We start from the raw sequence: 14,730 nt of genomic DNA on the forward strand, positions 1-14,730 counted from the left end.
CTCAGGAGCGCTCCGAGGAGGGCTCGAGCACCGGCAGGGGCGATCCATGCACCGCCGGCGGCGGGCTCCCGCACACACCAGGGCGGCTCATGCACCGACACGGGCGCACCACGCACCCAAGGGCGGCTCGCAAACCCCCGGCCAGTGCTCACGCTCCGGCCGACGCCGGCTTCCGGGCGAGCAGGAACGCCCGAGGGCGTTGCTCCTCGCCCTCGGCCTCCCGCAGCACACGTGAGTGGAGCTCCAGGCCGGCCTTCGTGAGGTGCGCCGCGACGGTCTCCGGGGTGCGCCAGTAGTAGTCGAGGGAGATCTCCTGCCCGAAGCGCTCGGTGAGGTGCGCACGGCCGTCCTCCGTACCGGACTGGAACCCGAGCAGCACGGGCGCACCCGGCACCAGCACGCGGTGGAACCCGGCGAAGACCGAGGGCAGATGGTCGTCGGGCACATGGATGATCGAATACAGCGCCACGATGCCGCCGAGCGTCTCGTCCGGCAGGTCCAGGGCCGTCATGGAACCGACGTGGAACCGCAGCCCCGGATGCGCCCGGCGGGCCAGGGCCACCATGCGCGGTGAGACGTCCACCCCGAACACCGGCAGCCCCGACTCGTGCAGCCGGGCCGCCACATACCCGGGCCCGCTGCCGATATCGGCGACCGGGGGCTGCACCGGCGCTCCGGGGGCACGTACCAGGTCGACGAAGGCCGTCAGAAGGGCTCGCTCCAGCGGCCTTCCGGCCAGACTGTCCGGGAACCCGGCGGCGTAGTCCTCGGCGATGGCGTCGTACGAGGCCTGGGTGGACTGGACGAAATCGGGGCTGTCGGCGCGCACGGGGCGCACACTATCGGGACCGTGCGTCCGCCAGACGAACAAGGCCGTGTTCCCCGCGCAGGGCGTGGTATCCGTGGAGGAGGATGGATGGACAACCGGCGCCATGAGTCAGATGTGGCCGATGTCACACTCCGTGCGTTGTGGTGACGGGCTCGGCCCTGAAGACGGGCGAGTTTACCCATCTCAGTTGATAGCCATGCGTTCGGTGGTCATATTTTCTTCCCCGAACGGGTTGAAATTTTATTGATCGAGGGTCGGACGACCGCCCTGGCGCCCTACCCTTCAGAGGGTGAAGCAATTGATGTCATTGGAGTCCGAGGTCGATCTTCCCGCGGGAGCCGTGCTTCCCGGTGCGCTGCCCGACGCTCTGCGCGCCGAGCTCATCGCGTTCCGACGCGACCTGCACATGCACCCGGAGCTGGGCAACCAGGAGTTCCGCACGACAGCCGCGATCAAGGAGCGGCTCGAGAGGGCCGGCCTCAAGCCGCGCGTACTCGCCGTCGGGACAGGACTCGTCTGTGACATCGGCGTAGAGGGCGAACAGTGGGACGGGGGCCCCAGCATGCTCGCCATGCGGGCCGACATCGACGGCCTGCCCATCCCCGACATGAAGAGCGACTGCCCGTACCGCTCGACCGTGCCCGACCGCGCGCACGCCTGCGGCCACGACGTGCACACCACCGTCGTCCTCGGTGCCGGTCTCGTCCTCGCCGAACTGCACAAGCGGGGTCTGCTGCCCCGTCCCGTCCGGCTGATCTTCCAGCCCGCCGAGGAGGTACTGCCCGGCGGTGCCGCCGACGTCATCAAGTGCGGGGCGCTGGAGGGGGTCGGCGCGATCATCGCCGTGCACTGCGACCCCCGGGTGGACGCGGGGCAGGTCGGGCTCCGGGAGGGTCCCATCACCTCCGCCTGCGACCGGCTGGAGATCGCCCTGAACGGCCCGGGCGGGCACACGGCACGCCCCCACCTCACGACCGACCTGGTCACCGCGGCAGCCCGCGTCGTCACGGACGTGCCGGCCCTGGTCGGCCGGCGCTTCGACAGCCGGAGCGGGCTCGCCATCACCTGGGGCCGCGTCGAGTCCGGGCACGCGCCCAACGTCATCCCGCAGCACGCCGAGCTCTCCGGCACGGTGCGGTGCCTCGACATCGAGGCGTGGCGGCAGGCTCCCGACGTCGTGGTCGCCGCGATCGACGAGATCGCCAACCTCTACCGCGCCAAGTCGGAGATCAACTACGTCCGCGGCGTCCCGCCCGTCGTCAACGAGCCCGGCGTGACCGAGCTGCTGCGCGACGCCATGATCGCCCGCCGCGGCGTCGACTCTGTCGTCGGCACGGAGCAGAGCCTCGGCGGCGAGGACTTCTCCTGGTACCTGGAGCACGTCCCCGGCGCGATGGCCCGCCTGGGCGTGCGCACCCCCGGCGAACGCCAGGTCCGCGACCTCCACCAGGGCGACTTCGACGTGGACGAGTCCGCGATCACGGTAGGCGTGGAACTCTTCACCGCCGCGGCCCTGGTCAACGGGCTCCGCTAGGCCAGGTGCCGTGACCGCCCGGCGGGCGGTCACCTGTGGTCACGGAGGAAGGCGGGGATCTCGCCGCGGGTCGGGTAGTTCGGCAGCGGCGCGGGCTCGTCCTCGAGGAATGCGGTGATGACGGCGGCCGCTCGGTCGTTGTTGTCGTCGAGTCCGTTCCACATGCGGTGTCCGACGCCGGGCATGTACTGCGTGCGCTGGACGGCGGGGTCTTCGGCGAGGACGGCTGTCGCCCATTGACGGACCTGGGAGGAGCACTCGGCGATCATCAGCATCGCGGGGGTCCGGGATCGCCGCAGTTGTGAGGCGATGGAGGGGGAGTCCTTGATCGTCTCCTGGACGCGGAGGCTGGCGGCAGCGCTGAAGGAGAAGTTCTCCGCCGTGTCCTCGACAGGGATGCGGTGCGCGTCGCGCGCGCAGTAGCTGGACGCTGTGTCACTGCCCAGATCGGCCGCGGTGAACGCGTTGGCGCCCTCCGCCTGTCCTATCAGCCCGGTGCCGGGGCTCAGGAGCCCGAGTCGCATGAGGCCCAACGCGACGGCGTACCGGGGAACATGCGTCGACCGCGGTCCGGTCACGGCCGGCGCGAGTCCGCGCGCGGATTCCCGGCCCTTGTGCCCGGCGATGCGCGCGGTGGGGCCGTCCATCGGACCGGGCTCGGCGATGATCGCCCGGTTCAGACGCGCCGCGACGCGCGGGTCGGCCAGGGCTCGCGTGAGCACCACCCCGCCTGCGGAGAATCCGAGGATGTCGACCTTGCCCTTGTCCAGGCGATCGACGAAGGCGGCGAGATCGCGGACCGACCTGGAGATCGTGTACTGGCCCATGGGGAGCAGGTCGCTTCGTCCCCCGCCGGCCTGTTCGTAGGCGTAGACGTCGTAGCCCTGTCGCGCCAGGAGTTGCAGGAACCGGTGGTCGAGCACCGAGATGCCGCGGACCGGTCCGCCGTGGAGGTACACGAACGGAACGGGGTGCCGGGCGCCGGTGTTCGCGGGCGGGTAGTGATACACCGCCACCCGGCTGCCGGTGGCCAGGCTCCAGTGCTGCGTGGCGACGAAAGGCAGGTCGGGCGGATATTGCCGTTCCGTGGGGACGGTCGGGACGCACACCGACGCCGTCAATGCCGCCGCGATGACCACCGGCAGGAACGGCATGAGCCGCGCCGACCTGGTACGGCGCCGGCCCCGCCACAGTGCGGCGGCAGTTGCGATTCCCAGGGTCGTCAGCCACGCGGGGAGCCCCGAGCCCGCCCCGTCCGTGAGGACGATGAGCGCCAGGAAGAGGACGACCAGCCCGGCGATGGCAGCCAAGGCCAACACCAGGCGACCGGCTAATCGGACGGGACGTGTCACGGACATCGGCATGAGGGTCTCCCACCGTTTCGGAACGTTATTTCAGAACGACGTTTCAGAACGACGTTATCAGAGAGGTAAGCTGTTCGTCGTGGGTAGGCCGAGAACGAACGACGAGACCGTCAAAGAGCGGCTCGTGGCGTGCGCGATCGAGATGCTCGCCACCCGTCCGCGGGAGTCGGTCACGGTCCGCGCCCTGGCCACTGCCGCCGGGACGTCGACGACGGCGGTGTACTCCCTGTTCGGCGGCAAGGACGGGCTGATCGGTGAGGTGCGCAACAGAGCCGTGGCCGGCCTGTTCCAGGAAGTGGCCGCGGTGCCGACCTCCGCGGACCCGCTTGCCGACCTCTGCGCACTGGCCGCCGCGTACCGTCGATGGGGACGCGAGCACAGCCACCTCTACACGGTGCTGTTCGGCGGTGTGCAATCCTTCGACCCGTCCGGCGCGGTCGGCGCCAGTGACCCCGTCCGGCCACTCCTCGCGGCGATCGATCGCGGCTTGACGGAGTCCGTCCTCGCCGGCGAGGCGACGTCCATCGCCCTCTCGATCTGGGTGACGCTGCACGGGCTCGTGACGCTCGAACTGGCTGGAGCCTTCGACGCCGCCACGGCCGAGGCCACCTTCGGATCGACGCTCCACGCGGCGCTGCGCGGCTGGACGACCCCCGCGGTGTTCAGTGAGCTCCGGCGCACCGAGTCCGCTCAGTAGTTGGTCTTCCCGGAGCCTCCGGTTGCGGCCGGAGCGCCCCAGGGGCAGCCTGGTGCGCGTGACGAACAGGCATGCGCCGTGTGCCCGAGTACACCTTTCGACCCCGTTCGCTCCCGTGGTTCACAAGGGCGTAACCGGCCATCGGCACGAATGGATAACGGCCCCGCAGCGAACCGTTCCCAGGAGTGTCTACGCGCGTTAATGTGCGCCGAACCGAGCACCCGCTGCGGGGCTTTGGAGAATGGGGAACTTCACGATGCGTCGGATTTCCAAACTGACCCGCGTCGCGGTGGGGGTCGCGTCGCTCGGGCTCGTCGCCACGGCTTGTGGCGGCACCAGCGGTGACAGTGGTGACAGCGACAGCAAGGACCGTGGCGTCGCCATCGCGTACGACGTCGGCGGCAAGGGCGACCAGTCTTTCAACGACGCCGCCTACGCCGGCCTGACCAAGGCGAAGGACGAGTTCGGCTACACGACCGCCGACATCGAGCCCACCGAGGGCGAGACCGACGCGGACAAGGAGCAGCGCCTGGTCTCGCTGGCGAAGCAGGGCTACAACCCGGTCATCGGTGTCGGATTCGCCTACGGCCCGGCGTTGAAGGCCGCCGCCGCCAAGTACCCGGACACCACCTTCGGAATCGTGGACTCCGTGGTCGAGGGCAAGAACGTCGCCTCCCTCGTCTTCGCCGAGGAGCAGGCCTCGTACCTCGCCGGTGTCGCCGCCGCCAAGGCCACCAAGTCGGACGTCGTCGGCTTCGTGGGCGGTGTGGACATCCCGCTGATCCACAAGTTCGAGGCCGGCTACAAGCAGGGCGTGGAGGACACCAAGCCCGGCGTGCGGGTGCTGTCCCAGTACCTGACCCAGACGGCCGAGGAGGGCGGTTTCTCCAGCCCCGACAAGGGCAAGGCCGCCGCCGAGGGCCAGATCGAGAAGAAGGCCGACGTCGTGTACCAGGCGGCCGGTCTGTCCGGTCAGGGCGTCATCGAGGCCGCCGCCAAGGCCAAGGTCTGGGCGATCGGCGTCGACTCCGACCAGTACAAGCAGGCCGCCCTCGCCCCGTACAAGAACTACATCCTCACCTCCGCCCTCAAGGACGTCGGCGGAGCGGTCTACGCGCTGTCCAAGTCCGTCCAGGACGACAAGCCCCTGAACGGCACCCAGACCTTCGACCTGAAGGTCAACGGCGTGGGCCTGTCCGAGGCGAACCCCGAGTACGCCAAGGTCCCGGGTCTCAAGGCGGCCGTGGACAAGGCCAAGGAAGGCATCAACGACGGTTCCATCAAGGTCAAGACCGAGTAGTACGTCAACGGCGTCAACGGTCTGCGACAGCCGGAGCGGGCGGGCACCCAGGGTGCCCGCCCGCTCTGCCGTTCCCGTGGAAACCAGGAATCAGGGGGCCGGGAACGGGAACCGGATCACCCAGCGCCACCCTCCGTTCGCAGTCGGCAACGCCCCGGCCAAGGCCGGGTGATGGCTTGGCCACGGGCGCATAACAAGGTGGACAGAAGGGGTTTTCAGGCAGGTCTACGCGCGTTAATCTGCGGCGAAGCCAGCGCCGAAGCTGAACCGTCCCGGCGCTATGCGGCCCCGGTAGTACGACAGGAGCACCCACACATGCGCCGGATTTCCCGGATCACGGTCGCAGGCGCAGCGACCGCCTCCCTGGCCCTCGCCCTCTCCGCCTGCGGCAGCACCTCGACCTCCGGGTCGTCGGACTCGAAGGGGGACAAGGGTCTCGCCATCGCGTACGACGTCGGCGGCAAGGGCGACCAGTCCTTCAACGACGCCGCGTACGCGGGTCTGGAGCAGGCGCAGAAGGAGTTCGGCTACGAGACGGCCGACGTCGAGCCCACCGAGGGCGAGACGGACGCCGACAAGGAGCAGCGCCTGGTCTCGCTGGCGAAGCAGGGCTACAACCCCGTCATCGGTGTCGGCTACGCGTACGCCGCTGCCGTGAAGGGTGCCGCGGAGAAGTTCCCGAAGACCACCTTCGGCATCGTCGACGACGCCACGATCAACACCAAGAACGTCGCCGACCTCGTCTTCAGCGAGGAGCAGGCCTCGTACCTGGCCGGCGTCGCCGCCGCCAAGAGCACCAAGTCGAACGTCGTCGGCTTCGTCGGCGGTGTGGACATCCCGCTGATCCACAAGTTCCAGGCGGGCTTCGCGCAGGGCGTCAAGGACACGAACCCGAAGGTGAAGGTCCTCTCGCAGTACCTCACCCAGACGGCCGAGGAGGGCGGTTTCTCCAGCCCCGACAAGGGCAAGACGGCCGCCGAGGGCCAGATCGAGAAGAAGGCCGACGTCGTCTACGCGGCCGCCGGCCTGTCCGGTCAGGGTGTGATCGAGGCCGCCGCCGCCAAGAAGGTGTGGGCCATCGGTGTGGACTCCGACCAGTACAAGCAGGAAGCCCTTGCCAAGCACAAGGACTTCATCCTCACCTCGGCGATGAAGGACGTCGCCAAGGCGGTGTACAACCTGGCGAAGTCGGTCGAGGACGGCAAGCCCGAGACCGGTATCGTTCGTGGCGATCTGAAGACCGGCGAGGTGGGCCTGTCGGACTCCAACCCGAAGTTCGCGGACGACGCCGAGCTTCAGGAAGCCATCAAGACGGCCAAGGAGAAGATCATCAGCGGCGAGATCAAGGTCAAGAGCAGCTGACGACCGACTGCCTCGAAGCAGGCGGTAACCCCCGGGGTTACGTCCGCTCGACGGGGTACGGGGAGGCTGCTCCTCGTACCCCGTTGTCGCGGTGCGTCGGCCCCTTTGTATGCCGTAGGGGCGCTACGCGCGTAGACGACCCCCGTCCCCAGGAGAGTGCGCCATCAACGCGTCCAGCAGCCCTCCGGCCGGAGCGGCGGTCAAGGAATCGGTGACCGCCGTCGAGCTCGCCGGGATCACGAAGCGTTTCCCGGGCGTCGTGGCCAACCACGACATCCACCTCAGCGTCCGCAAGGGCACCGTGCACGCCCTCGTCGGCGAGAACGGCGCCGGCAAGTCGACGCTGATGAAGATCCTCTACGGCATGCAGAAGCCGGACGAGGGCACCATCGCCGTCGAGGGCGAGCAGGTCGGCTTCTCGTCGCCGGCCGACGCCATCGTCCGCGGCATCGGCATGGTCCACCAGCACTTCATGCTCGCCGACAACCTCACGGTCCTCGAGAACGTCGTCCTCGGCAGCGAGAAGCTGTACGGCATCGGCGCCAAGGCCCGCCGCAAGATCAAGGAGCTCTCCGAGCGCTACGGCCTCGACGTCAAGCCCGACCTGCTGGTCGAGGAGCTCGGCGTCGCCGCCCGCCAGCGCGTGGAGATCCTCAAGGTCCTCTACCGCGGCGCCCGCATCCTCATCCTGGACGAGCCGACCGCCGTGCTCGTGCCGCAGGAGGTCGACGCCCTCTTCGCCAACCTGCGCGAACTGAGGTCCGAGGGCCTGTCGGTCATCTTCATCTCGCACAAGCTCGGCGAGGTGCTCTCCGTCGCCGACGAGATCACCGTCATCCGCCGCGGCACCACCGTCGGTACGGCCGTCCCCGCCGAGACCACCCCGCGCCAGCTCGCGGAGATGATGGTCGGCAGCGAGCTGCCCACGCCCGAGACGGCCGAGTCCACGGTCACCGACCGCCCGGTCATCGCCGTCGACGGGCTCCGCCTGGCCGCACCGGGCGGCAAGGCCCTCCTCGACGACATCAGCTTCACCATCCACGCGGGCGAGGTCCTCGGCATCGCCGGTGTCGAGGGCAACGGCCAGACCGAGCTGGTCGACGCGCTCATCGGCCTGCGGTCCGCCGACTCCGGCACCATCCGGCTCGCCGACGAGGAGATCACCGCCTGGCCCACCCGCAGGCGCCGCGAGCAGGGCATCGGCTACATCCCCGAGGACCGCCACCGCCACGGCCTGCTCCTGGAGGCACCCCTCTGGGAGAACCGTATCCTCGGCCACGTCACCGAGAAGCCCCTCGCCAAGGGCGTCTGGCTGGACCCGAAGGCCGCCCAGGAGGACACCCGCCGGATCGTCACGGAGTACGACGTCCGCACCCCCGGCATCGACGTCACCGCCGCCTCGCTCTCCGGCGGCAACCAGCAGAAGCTGATCGTCGGCCGCGAGATGAGCCACAAGCCGCGCTTCCTGATCGCCGCCCACCCCACCCGGGGCGTGGACGTCGGTGCCCAGGCCGCCATCTGGGACCACATCCGCGAGGCCCGCCGCGAGGGCCTGGCCGTCCTGCTGATCTCCGCCGACCTGGACGAGCTCATCGGCCTGTCCGACACGCTGCGCGTGATCTACAACGGCAAGCTGGTCGCGGACGCCGACCCGGCCGCCATCACCCCCGAGGAGCTCGGCTCGGCCATGACCGGTGCCGCCACCGGGCACCTCGAGCACGAAGAGACCCCCGAGACCTCGAAGGCCGACGCCCCCGAGTCTCCGGAAGACGAGGCCCGCTGATGAAGAAGTTCGACAGGGAGCGCGTGCTCCTCGCGGTGGCCGGACCGGTCATCGCGCTCGCCGTGGCCTTCGCCCTGACCTCGATCGTGCTGGTCGCGTCGGGCCAGAACCCGGTCGAGCCGTACGCCTTGATGTTCGAGCAGCTCAGCTTCTCGGACATCCAGGTCCTGATCATCAACCAGGCCTCGATGTACTACATCGCGGCGCTCTCGGTGGCCATCGGCTTCCGGATGAACCTGTTCAACATCGGCGTCGACGGCCAGTACCAGCTCGGCGCGATGCTGGCCGCGATCGTCGGCGCCCACGTCGCTCTGCCGGCCGCCCTCCAGGTTCCGCTGCTGCTCCTGACCGCCGTCCTCACCGGCGCCTTCTGGGCCGGCATCGCCGGCGTCCTCAAGGTCACCCGCGGCGTCAGCGAGGTCGTCGCCACGATCATGCTCAACGCGATCGCCACCTCCGTGATCGCCTACATGTGGCTGCCGAACGTCTTCGGTGTGAAGGTCGGTAACAACAACACCACCGGCGAGATGCACGAGTCCGGCTGGATCCCCGGCATCCCCATGGGCGCGGCCGGCGAGATCTACGGCCTGGTGCTGCTCGCCGTCCTGCTCGGCATCGGCTACTGGGTCGTCCTCAACCGCACCCGCTTCGGCTTCGACCTGCGCGCCTCCGGCGCTTCGCAGACCGCCGCCGCGGCCAGCGGTGTGGACCCCAAGCGCATGGTGCTCAGCGCCATGCTGATCTCCGGCGGCATCGCGGGCCTGGCCGGCCTGCCGATCCTGCTCGGCGACACCCACACCTACAGCCTGAACTTCCCCACGGGCATCGGCTTCCTCGGCATCGGCATCGCCCTGCTCGGCCGCAACAGCCCCGTGGGCATCGCCTTCGCCGCCCTGCTGTGGGCCTGGCTCGACAAGGCCTCGCCCGAGCTGGACTTCCACGGCTACGACAAGGAGATCGCGGTCATCATGCAGGGCCTGATCGTGCTCTCGGTCGTCGTCTCCTACGAGGCCGTCCGCGAGTGGGGCCTGCGCCGCCAGCAGCGCCGGGTCGGCGCCGAACTGGCCGCCGGTCACGTCCTCGGCAACACCAACACCACGAAGGAGGTGGCTGGCCGATGACCACCGCGACCGACCTCAACCAGCCCACGCTGCAGCCCGCGGCGCCGACCGGCCGCCGCCTGTCGCTGCCCGTCCTGCTGCTGATCATCGCCGGCGGACTGGCACTCACCTCGATCGTCCGCCTCATCACGGGTGCCGACGGCATCACCAACGTCAGCCAGATGTCCACCGCGCTCCAGCTCGCCGTGCCGATCGGCCTCGCCGGTCTCGGCGGTCTGTGGGCCGAGCGCGCGGGCGTGGTCAACATCGGCCTCGAGGGCATGATGATCCTCGGCACCTGGTTCGGCGCCTGGGCCGGCTTCCAGTGGGGCCCGTGGACCGGTGTCCTCGTCGGCATCGCCGGCGGCGCGATCGGCGGCCTGCTGCACGCCTTCGTCACCGTCACCTTCAACGTCAACCACATCGTCTCCGGTGTGGCCATCAACATCCTGGCCCTCGGCGCCACCCGCTACCTCGCGCCCCTCGCCTTCGAGGGCCACACGGGCGGCTCCGCCAAGCAGTCCCCGGCGGTCGACTCCCTCGGCAGCTTCACGGTGCCGGGCCTGTCCGACGCGCTCAGGGACCTCAACAACCAGGGCTGGTTCTTCGTCTCCGACATCGCCGGCCTGCTCGGCGGCCTCGTCACCAACGTCTCCTGGCTGACCCTGATCGCCGTCGCCCTGATCCCCGGCACCTGGTGGGTACTGTGGCGCACGGCGTTCGGCCTGCGGCTGCGCTCCTGCGGCGAGAACCCGGTCGCCGCCGAGTCCCTCGGCGTCAACGTCTACAAGTACAAGTACATCGCCGTGGTCGTCTCCGGCGGTCTGGCCGGCCTCGGTGGCGTCTTCCTGTCGATCGTCGCGAACCCCTTCTACCTGGAGGGCCAGGTCAGCGGCCGCGGCTTCATCGGCCTCGCGGCGATGATCTTCGGCAACTGGATGCCGGGCGGCCTCGCCCTCGGCGCGGGCCTGTTCGGCTACACCGACAGCCTCAACCTGCGCGGCGGCTCCGCCAACGTCCACGCCCTGCTGCTGCTCGGCGCGCTGCTGCTGGTCATCGGCGCCATCTGGCTCGTGGTCCGCAAGAAGTACGTTCCGGCCGTGGTGACCCTGATCGCCGGCGCCCTGGTGTTCACCTGGTACGCGACCACCGACGAGGTCCCCAACCAGGTCGTCTCCGCCACGCCGTACGTCATCACCCTGGTGGTGCTCGCCCTGTCCGCCCAGCGCCTGCGGATGCCGAGGGCGAACGGCATGCCGTACCGGAAGGGGCAGGGCAAGTGACCGGCGCCGGCCCGGACGTCGACTGGGAGAAGCTGCGCGCGGTGGCCCGGGACGCCATGTCCCGGGCGTACGCCCCCTACTCCGGCTACCCCGTCGGCGTGGCGGCCCTGGTCGACGACGGCCGGATCATCTCCGGCTGCAACGTCGAGAACGCCTCGTACGGGCTCGGCCTGTGCGCCGAGTGCGGCCTGGTCTCCGAGCTGCACAACACCGGCGGCGGCCGGCTGACGCACTTCACGTGCGTCGACCGCGACGGCGCCACGCTCGTGCCGTGCGGGCGCTGCCGCCAGCTGCTGCACGAGTTCGGCGGCCCGGAGCTGCTGCTGGAGACCCCGGCGGGGATCCTGCCGCTGTCGGAGATGCTGCCCCAGGCCTTCGGCCCGGAGCACCTCACCAAGTAATGCCCGTGCGGCCCCCCTGAGTTGCTCACGCGACCGGCTCAGGGGGGCCGTACGGTTTCTGGAACCCTCGGAAGGAAGCCCAAGTCATGGCCATGGACGCCATCTCCGTCATCCGCACCAAGCGGGACCGCGGCGAACTCAGCGACGAGCAGATCGACTGGGTCATCGACGCGTACACCCGCGGGGAGGTGGCCGACGAGCAGATGTCGGCCCTCGCGATGGCCATCCTGCTCAACGGCATGAACCGCCGCGAGATCGCCCGCTGGACGGCCGCGATGATCGCCTCCGGCGAGCGCATGGACTTCTCGTCCCTGTCCCGCCCGACGGCCGACAAGCACTCCACGGGCGGCGTCGGCGACAAGATAACGCTGCCGCTCGCCCCCCTGGTCGCCGCGTGCGGCGCCGCCGTCCCCCAGCTCTCGGGCCGCGGCCTCGGCCACACCGGCGGCACCCTGGACAAGCTGGAGTCGATCCCGGGCTGGCGCGCCCTGCTCTCGAACGAGGAGATGCTGTCCGTCCTGGACGGCACCGGCGCGGTGATCTGCGCGGCCGGTGACGGCCTCGCTCCCGCGGACAAGAAGCTGTACGCCCTGCGGGACGTCACGGGCACGGTCGAGGCGATCCCGCTGATCGCCTCCTCGATCATGTCCAAGAAGATCGCGGAGGGCACGGGCTCGCTGGTCCTGGACGTGAAGGTGGGCACGGGCGCCTTCATGAAGACCCTGGAGGACGCCCGCGAACTGGCCTCCACGATGGTCGGCCTGGGCACGGACCACGGCGTGAAGACGGTCGCGCTCCTCACGGACATGTCGACCCCGCTCGGCCTGACGGCCGGAAACGCGCTGGAGGTCCGCGAGTCGGTGGAGGTCCTGGCGGGCGGCGGCCCGGCGGACGTGGTCGAGCTGACGATCGCCCTGGCCCGCGAGATGCTCGACGCGGCGGGCATCCGGGACGCCGACCCGGCGAAGGCCCTGGCCGACGGCTCCGCGATGGACGTGTGGCGCCGCATGATCACGGCCCAGGGCGGCGACCCGGACGCGGAGCTGCCGGTGGCCCGCGAGCAGCACGTGATCAAGGCCCCGGCCTCGGGCGTCCTCACCCGCCTCGACGCCTACGACATCGGCGTCGCGGCCTGGCGCCTGGGCGCGGGCCGCGCCCGCAAGGAGGACCCGGTCCAGGCGGGCGCGGGCGTGGAGATGCACGCGAAGCCGGGCGACACGGTGCGGGAGGGCCAGCCCCTCCTCACCCTCCACACGGACACGCCGGAACGCTTCGAGTACGCGCTGGACGCGGTCGAGGGCTCGTACGACATCGCGGCGCCGGGGACGGACTTCACGGCGTCGCCGGTGGTGCTGGAGCGTATCGCCTGAGCTGGGGTTTTCTCGTTTGGGTGAACGGGACTGGTGGACCCCACCAGTCCCGTTCGGCATGCTGGGATCGGTGACGCACTGATTGGAGAACCGCCATGAGCGCACTCACCGTCGACCACTCGACGGCCAACGGCCACGAGTGGGACGACCTCGTTCGGATCTGGCACGAGACGGAAGCGCCCGAGGGCTGCAAGGTGGAGATCATCGAGGGGATCGTCACCGTGGCACCACCGCCGTCCAATGCCCACAACGACATCGCTGATTTGGTTCAGCGAGCCCTGTACGAGGTCATCTCCAGGCATTGGGGCATCTACCAGACCCTGGGTACGGCGGTCCCGTCTCGTGACGGGCTCTACATCCCTGACCTCGCAGTCGCCCCCAGGCAGGTGCTGCGGGACGAGGGCGGTAACTTCATCCCAGCGGCTGCCGCTGAACTCATCGTCGAGATCACGTCCAAGTCAAATGCGGCCCACGACCGGATCAAGAAGGCCGCAGGTTACGCCCAGGCCGGTGTTCCGCTGTATCTGCTCATCGACGGCTGGGCTCCTGGCGGTCCCACCATCACGCTTTACGGCGAACCGCAAAGGGACGTCTACCGGGTGCTGCAGGCAGGAAAGTTCGGAGAACGGATCACGCTGCCGGAGCCCTTCGGCCTGGAACTCGACACCGGCGAGTTCCCCGAGAGCTGAGTCACCCCAGCAGCGCCGCCACCACCACCAGAACCGGCACCGACACCACCGTCGACAACAAGATCGCCTCCCTCGCCAGCACCTCGCCCACGCGATAACTGCTCGCGTACGTGAAAAGGTTCTGCGCCGCCGGAAGCGCCGACGTCACCACCACGTCGAGCAGCGAGGCCCCGTGCAGACCGAAGACGCCCGCCGCGAGGGCCCAGGCGACCAGGGGCTGGATGACCGCCTTGAGGGCCACGGCGAGGAGGACAGGGGCCCGTTCCGCGCCGCGCAGCGGGAGCGTGCTGCCGCGCAGGGAGATACCGAAGGCCAGCAGCACCGCCGGGACCGACATGTTGCCGATCAGGGTGAGCGGGTCCATCAAGGGCCCGGGGACGTGCAGGCCTGACGCTGACGCCGCCACACCGGCCAGGGAGCCGAGGGCTATCGGATTGCGCAGGGGCGTGAGCAGCCGTTGCCACAGGGGCCGCTTCTCGCCGCCGCTCGCCAGGTCCAGGATCGTCAGCGCCACCGGCGTGACGCCCACCAGCTGGAACAGCAGCACCGGCGCGACCAGTGACGCGTCGCCCAGCACGTACACCGCGATCGGGATGCCGAGGTTCCCCGAGTTGACGTAGCTGGAGCACAGCGCGCCGATCGTCGTCCGGCCCGCGCCCCAGCCGCGCGCGGCACCCACCGCCACGAAGACACCCGCCACCGCCGCCGTGCTCATCGCCGTGACCAGCAGCCGGTCGGAGAAGATCACCGACAGGTCCGCCCGGGCGAGCGTGGTGAAGAGCAGGGCCGGAGACGCCACGTGGAAGGCCAGCTTCGTCAGCACCTCGCGCCCGCCGTCGCCCAGATATCCCCGGCGGCCGATCAGATAGCCGACCCCGATGACGACCGCGATGACCGCGAAGCCGCTCAGCACCCCCTGCACGAGGTCCCCTCACCGGCGACACGGGCATCGGACAGTGCGGGAGGGGCAGATGCATGGGGCATGCAGCCAACCCTCCGGGGAAGGCCGTACCGAGGT

General features: G+C 69.8%; 13 protein-coding genes. 10 read left to right on the top strand and 3 right to left on the bottom strand.

The annotated features are described in order from the left end of the window. Positions 1-148 precede the first annotated feature (148 nt). Positions 149-829, bottom strand: coding sequence for a class I SAM-dependent DNA methyltransferase (locus tag CP976_RS27090; RefSeq protein ID WP_150482675.1), 681 nt, complete (start codon positions 827-829; stop codon positions 149-151). 301 nt (positions 830-1,130) lie between these two features. On the opposite strand from CP976_RS27090, the gene CP976_RS27095 reads away from it, so the two are divergent. Further along, positions 1,131-2,363, top strand: a complete 1,233-nt coding sequence (locus CP976_RS27095) for a M20 family metallopeptidase (protein ID WP_150482676.1) — start codon at positions 1,131-1,133, stop codon at positions 2,361-2,363. A 29-nt stretch (positions 2,364-2,392) separates the two neighbouring features. Here CP976_RS27095 and CP976_RS27100 read toward each other — a convergent pair whose 3' ends face one another. Beyond that, positions 2,393-3,682, bottom strand: a complete 1,290-nt coding sequence (locus CP976_RS27100; RefSeq protein WP_229875518.1) for an alpha/beta fold hydrolase — start codon at positions 3,680-3,682, stop codon at positions 2,393-2,395. A 124-nt stretch (positions 3,683-3,806) separates the two neighbouring features. Here CP976_RS27100 and CP976_RS27105 point away from each other — a divergent pair, with 124 nt between their 5' ends. The 9 genes from CP976_RS27105 (at position 3,807) to CP976_RS27145 (ending at position 13,712) form a co-directional block, all read left to right on the top strand. Further along, the gene (locus tag CP976_RS27105; RefSeq protein ID WP_150482678.1) at positions 3,807-4,424 is read left to right on the top strand and encodes a TetR/AcrR family transcriptional regulator; all 618 of its coding nucleotides are present in this window, start codon (positions 3,807-3,809) and stop codon (positions 4,422-4,424) included. 256 nt (positions 4,425-4,680) lie between these two features. Continuing rightward, positions 4,681-5,724 carry a BMP family lipoprotein gene (locus CP976_RS27110; RefSeq protein ID WP_150482679.1) on the top strand — a complete coding sequence of 348 codons (1,044 nt, stop codon included), beginning with the start codon at positions 4,681-4,683 and terminating at the stop codon, positions 5,722-5,724. Positions 5,725-6,039: 315 nt separating this feature from the next. Next, entirely contained in the window at positions 6,040-7,086 is a 1,047-nt protein-coding gene (locus CP976_RS27115) for a BMP family lipoprotein (protein WP_150482680.1), read from the top strand. A gap of 211 nt (positions 7,087-7,297) precedes the next feature. Then, complete coding sequence (locus CP976_RS27120; protein ID WP_150482681.1) at positions 7,298-8,869, top strand: ABC transporter ATP-binding protein; 1,572 nt, start codon at positions 7,298-7,300, stop codon at positions 8,867-8,869. Beyond that, positions 8,869-9,990 (top strand): ABC transporter permease, encoded by a 1,122-nt coding sequence (locus CP976_RS27125; RefSeq protein WP_150482682.1) that lies wholly within the window; start codon positions 8,869-8,871, stop codon positions 9,988-9,990. The genes CP976_RS27120 and CP976_RS27125 overlap by 1 nt, the downstream gene beginning before the upstream one ends. Further along, positions 9,987-11,252 carry an ABC transporter permease gene (locus CP976_RS27130; RefSeq protein ID WP_150482683.1) on the top strand — a complete coding sequence of 422 codons (1,266 nt, stop codon included), beginning with the start codon at positions 9,987-9,989 and terminating at the stop codon, positions 11,250-11,252. Before CP976_RS27125 ends, CP976_RS27130 begins: the two co-directional genes overlap by 4 nt. After that, positions 11,249-11,653, top strand: a complete 405-nt coding sequence (locus tag CP976_RS27135; protein ID WP_150482684.1) for a cytidine deaminase — start codon at positions 11,249-11,251, stop codon at positions 11,651-11,653. Before CP976_RS27130 ends, CP976_RS27135 begins: the two co-directional genes overlap by 4 nt. Positions 11,654-11,745: 92 nt before the next feature. After that, positions 11,746-13,023: a thymidine phosphorylase gene (locus CP976_RS27140; RefSeq protein WP_190146897.1), complete on the top strand. Its 1,278-nt coding sequence runs from the start codon at positions 11,746-11,748 to the stop codon at positions 13,021-13,023. A gap of 95 nt (positions 13,024-13,118) precedes the next feature. Then, positions 13,119-13,712, top strand: a complete 594-nt coding sequence (locus tag CP976_RS27145; protein ID WP_150482686.1) for a Uma2 family endonuclease — start codon at positions 13,119-13,121, stop codon at positions 13,710-13,712. Between the two features lies 1 nt (position 13,713). Here the strand turns inward: CP976_RS27145 and CP976_RS27150 are convergent, their stop codons facing one another. Next, positions 13,714-14,634, bottom strand: coding sequence for an AEC family transporter (locus tag CP976_RS27150; protein WP_150482687.1), 921 nt, complete (start codon positions 14,632-14,634; stop codon positions 13,714-13,716). Positions 14,635-14,730 lie beyond the last annotated feature (96 nt).

Origin of the sequence: Streptomyces coeruleorubidus, assembly GCF_008705135.1 — a bacterium.
Classification (GTDB): Bacteria; Actinomycetota; Actinomycetes; order Streptomycetales; family Streptomycetaceae; genus Streptomyces; species Streptomyces coeruleofuscus.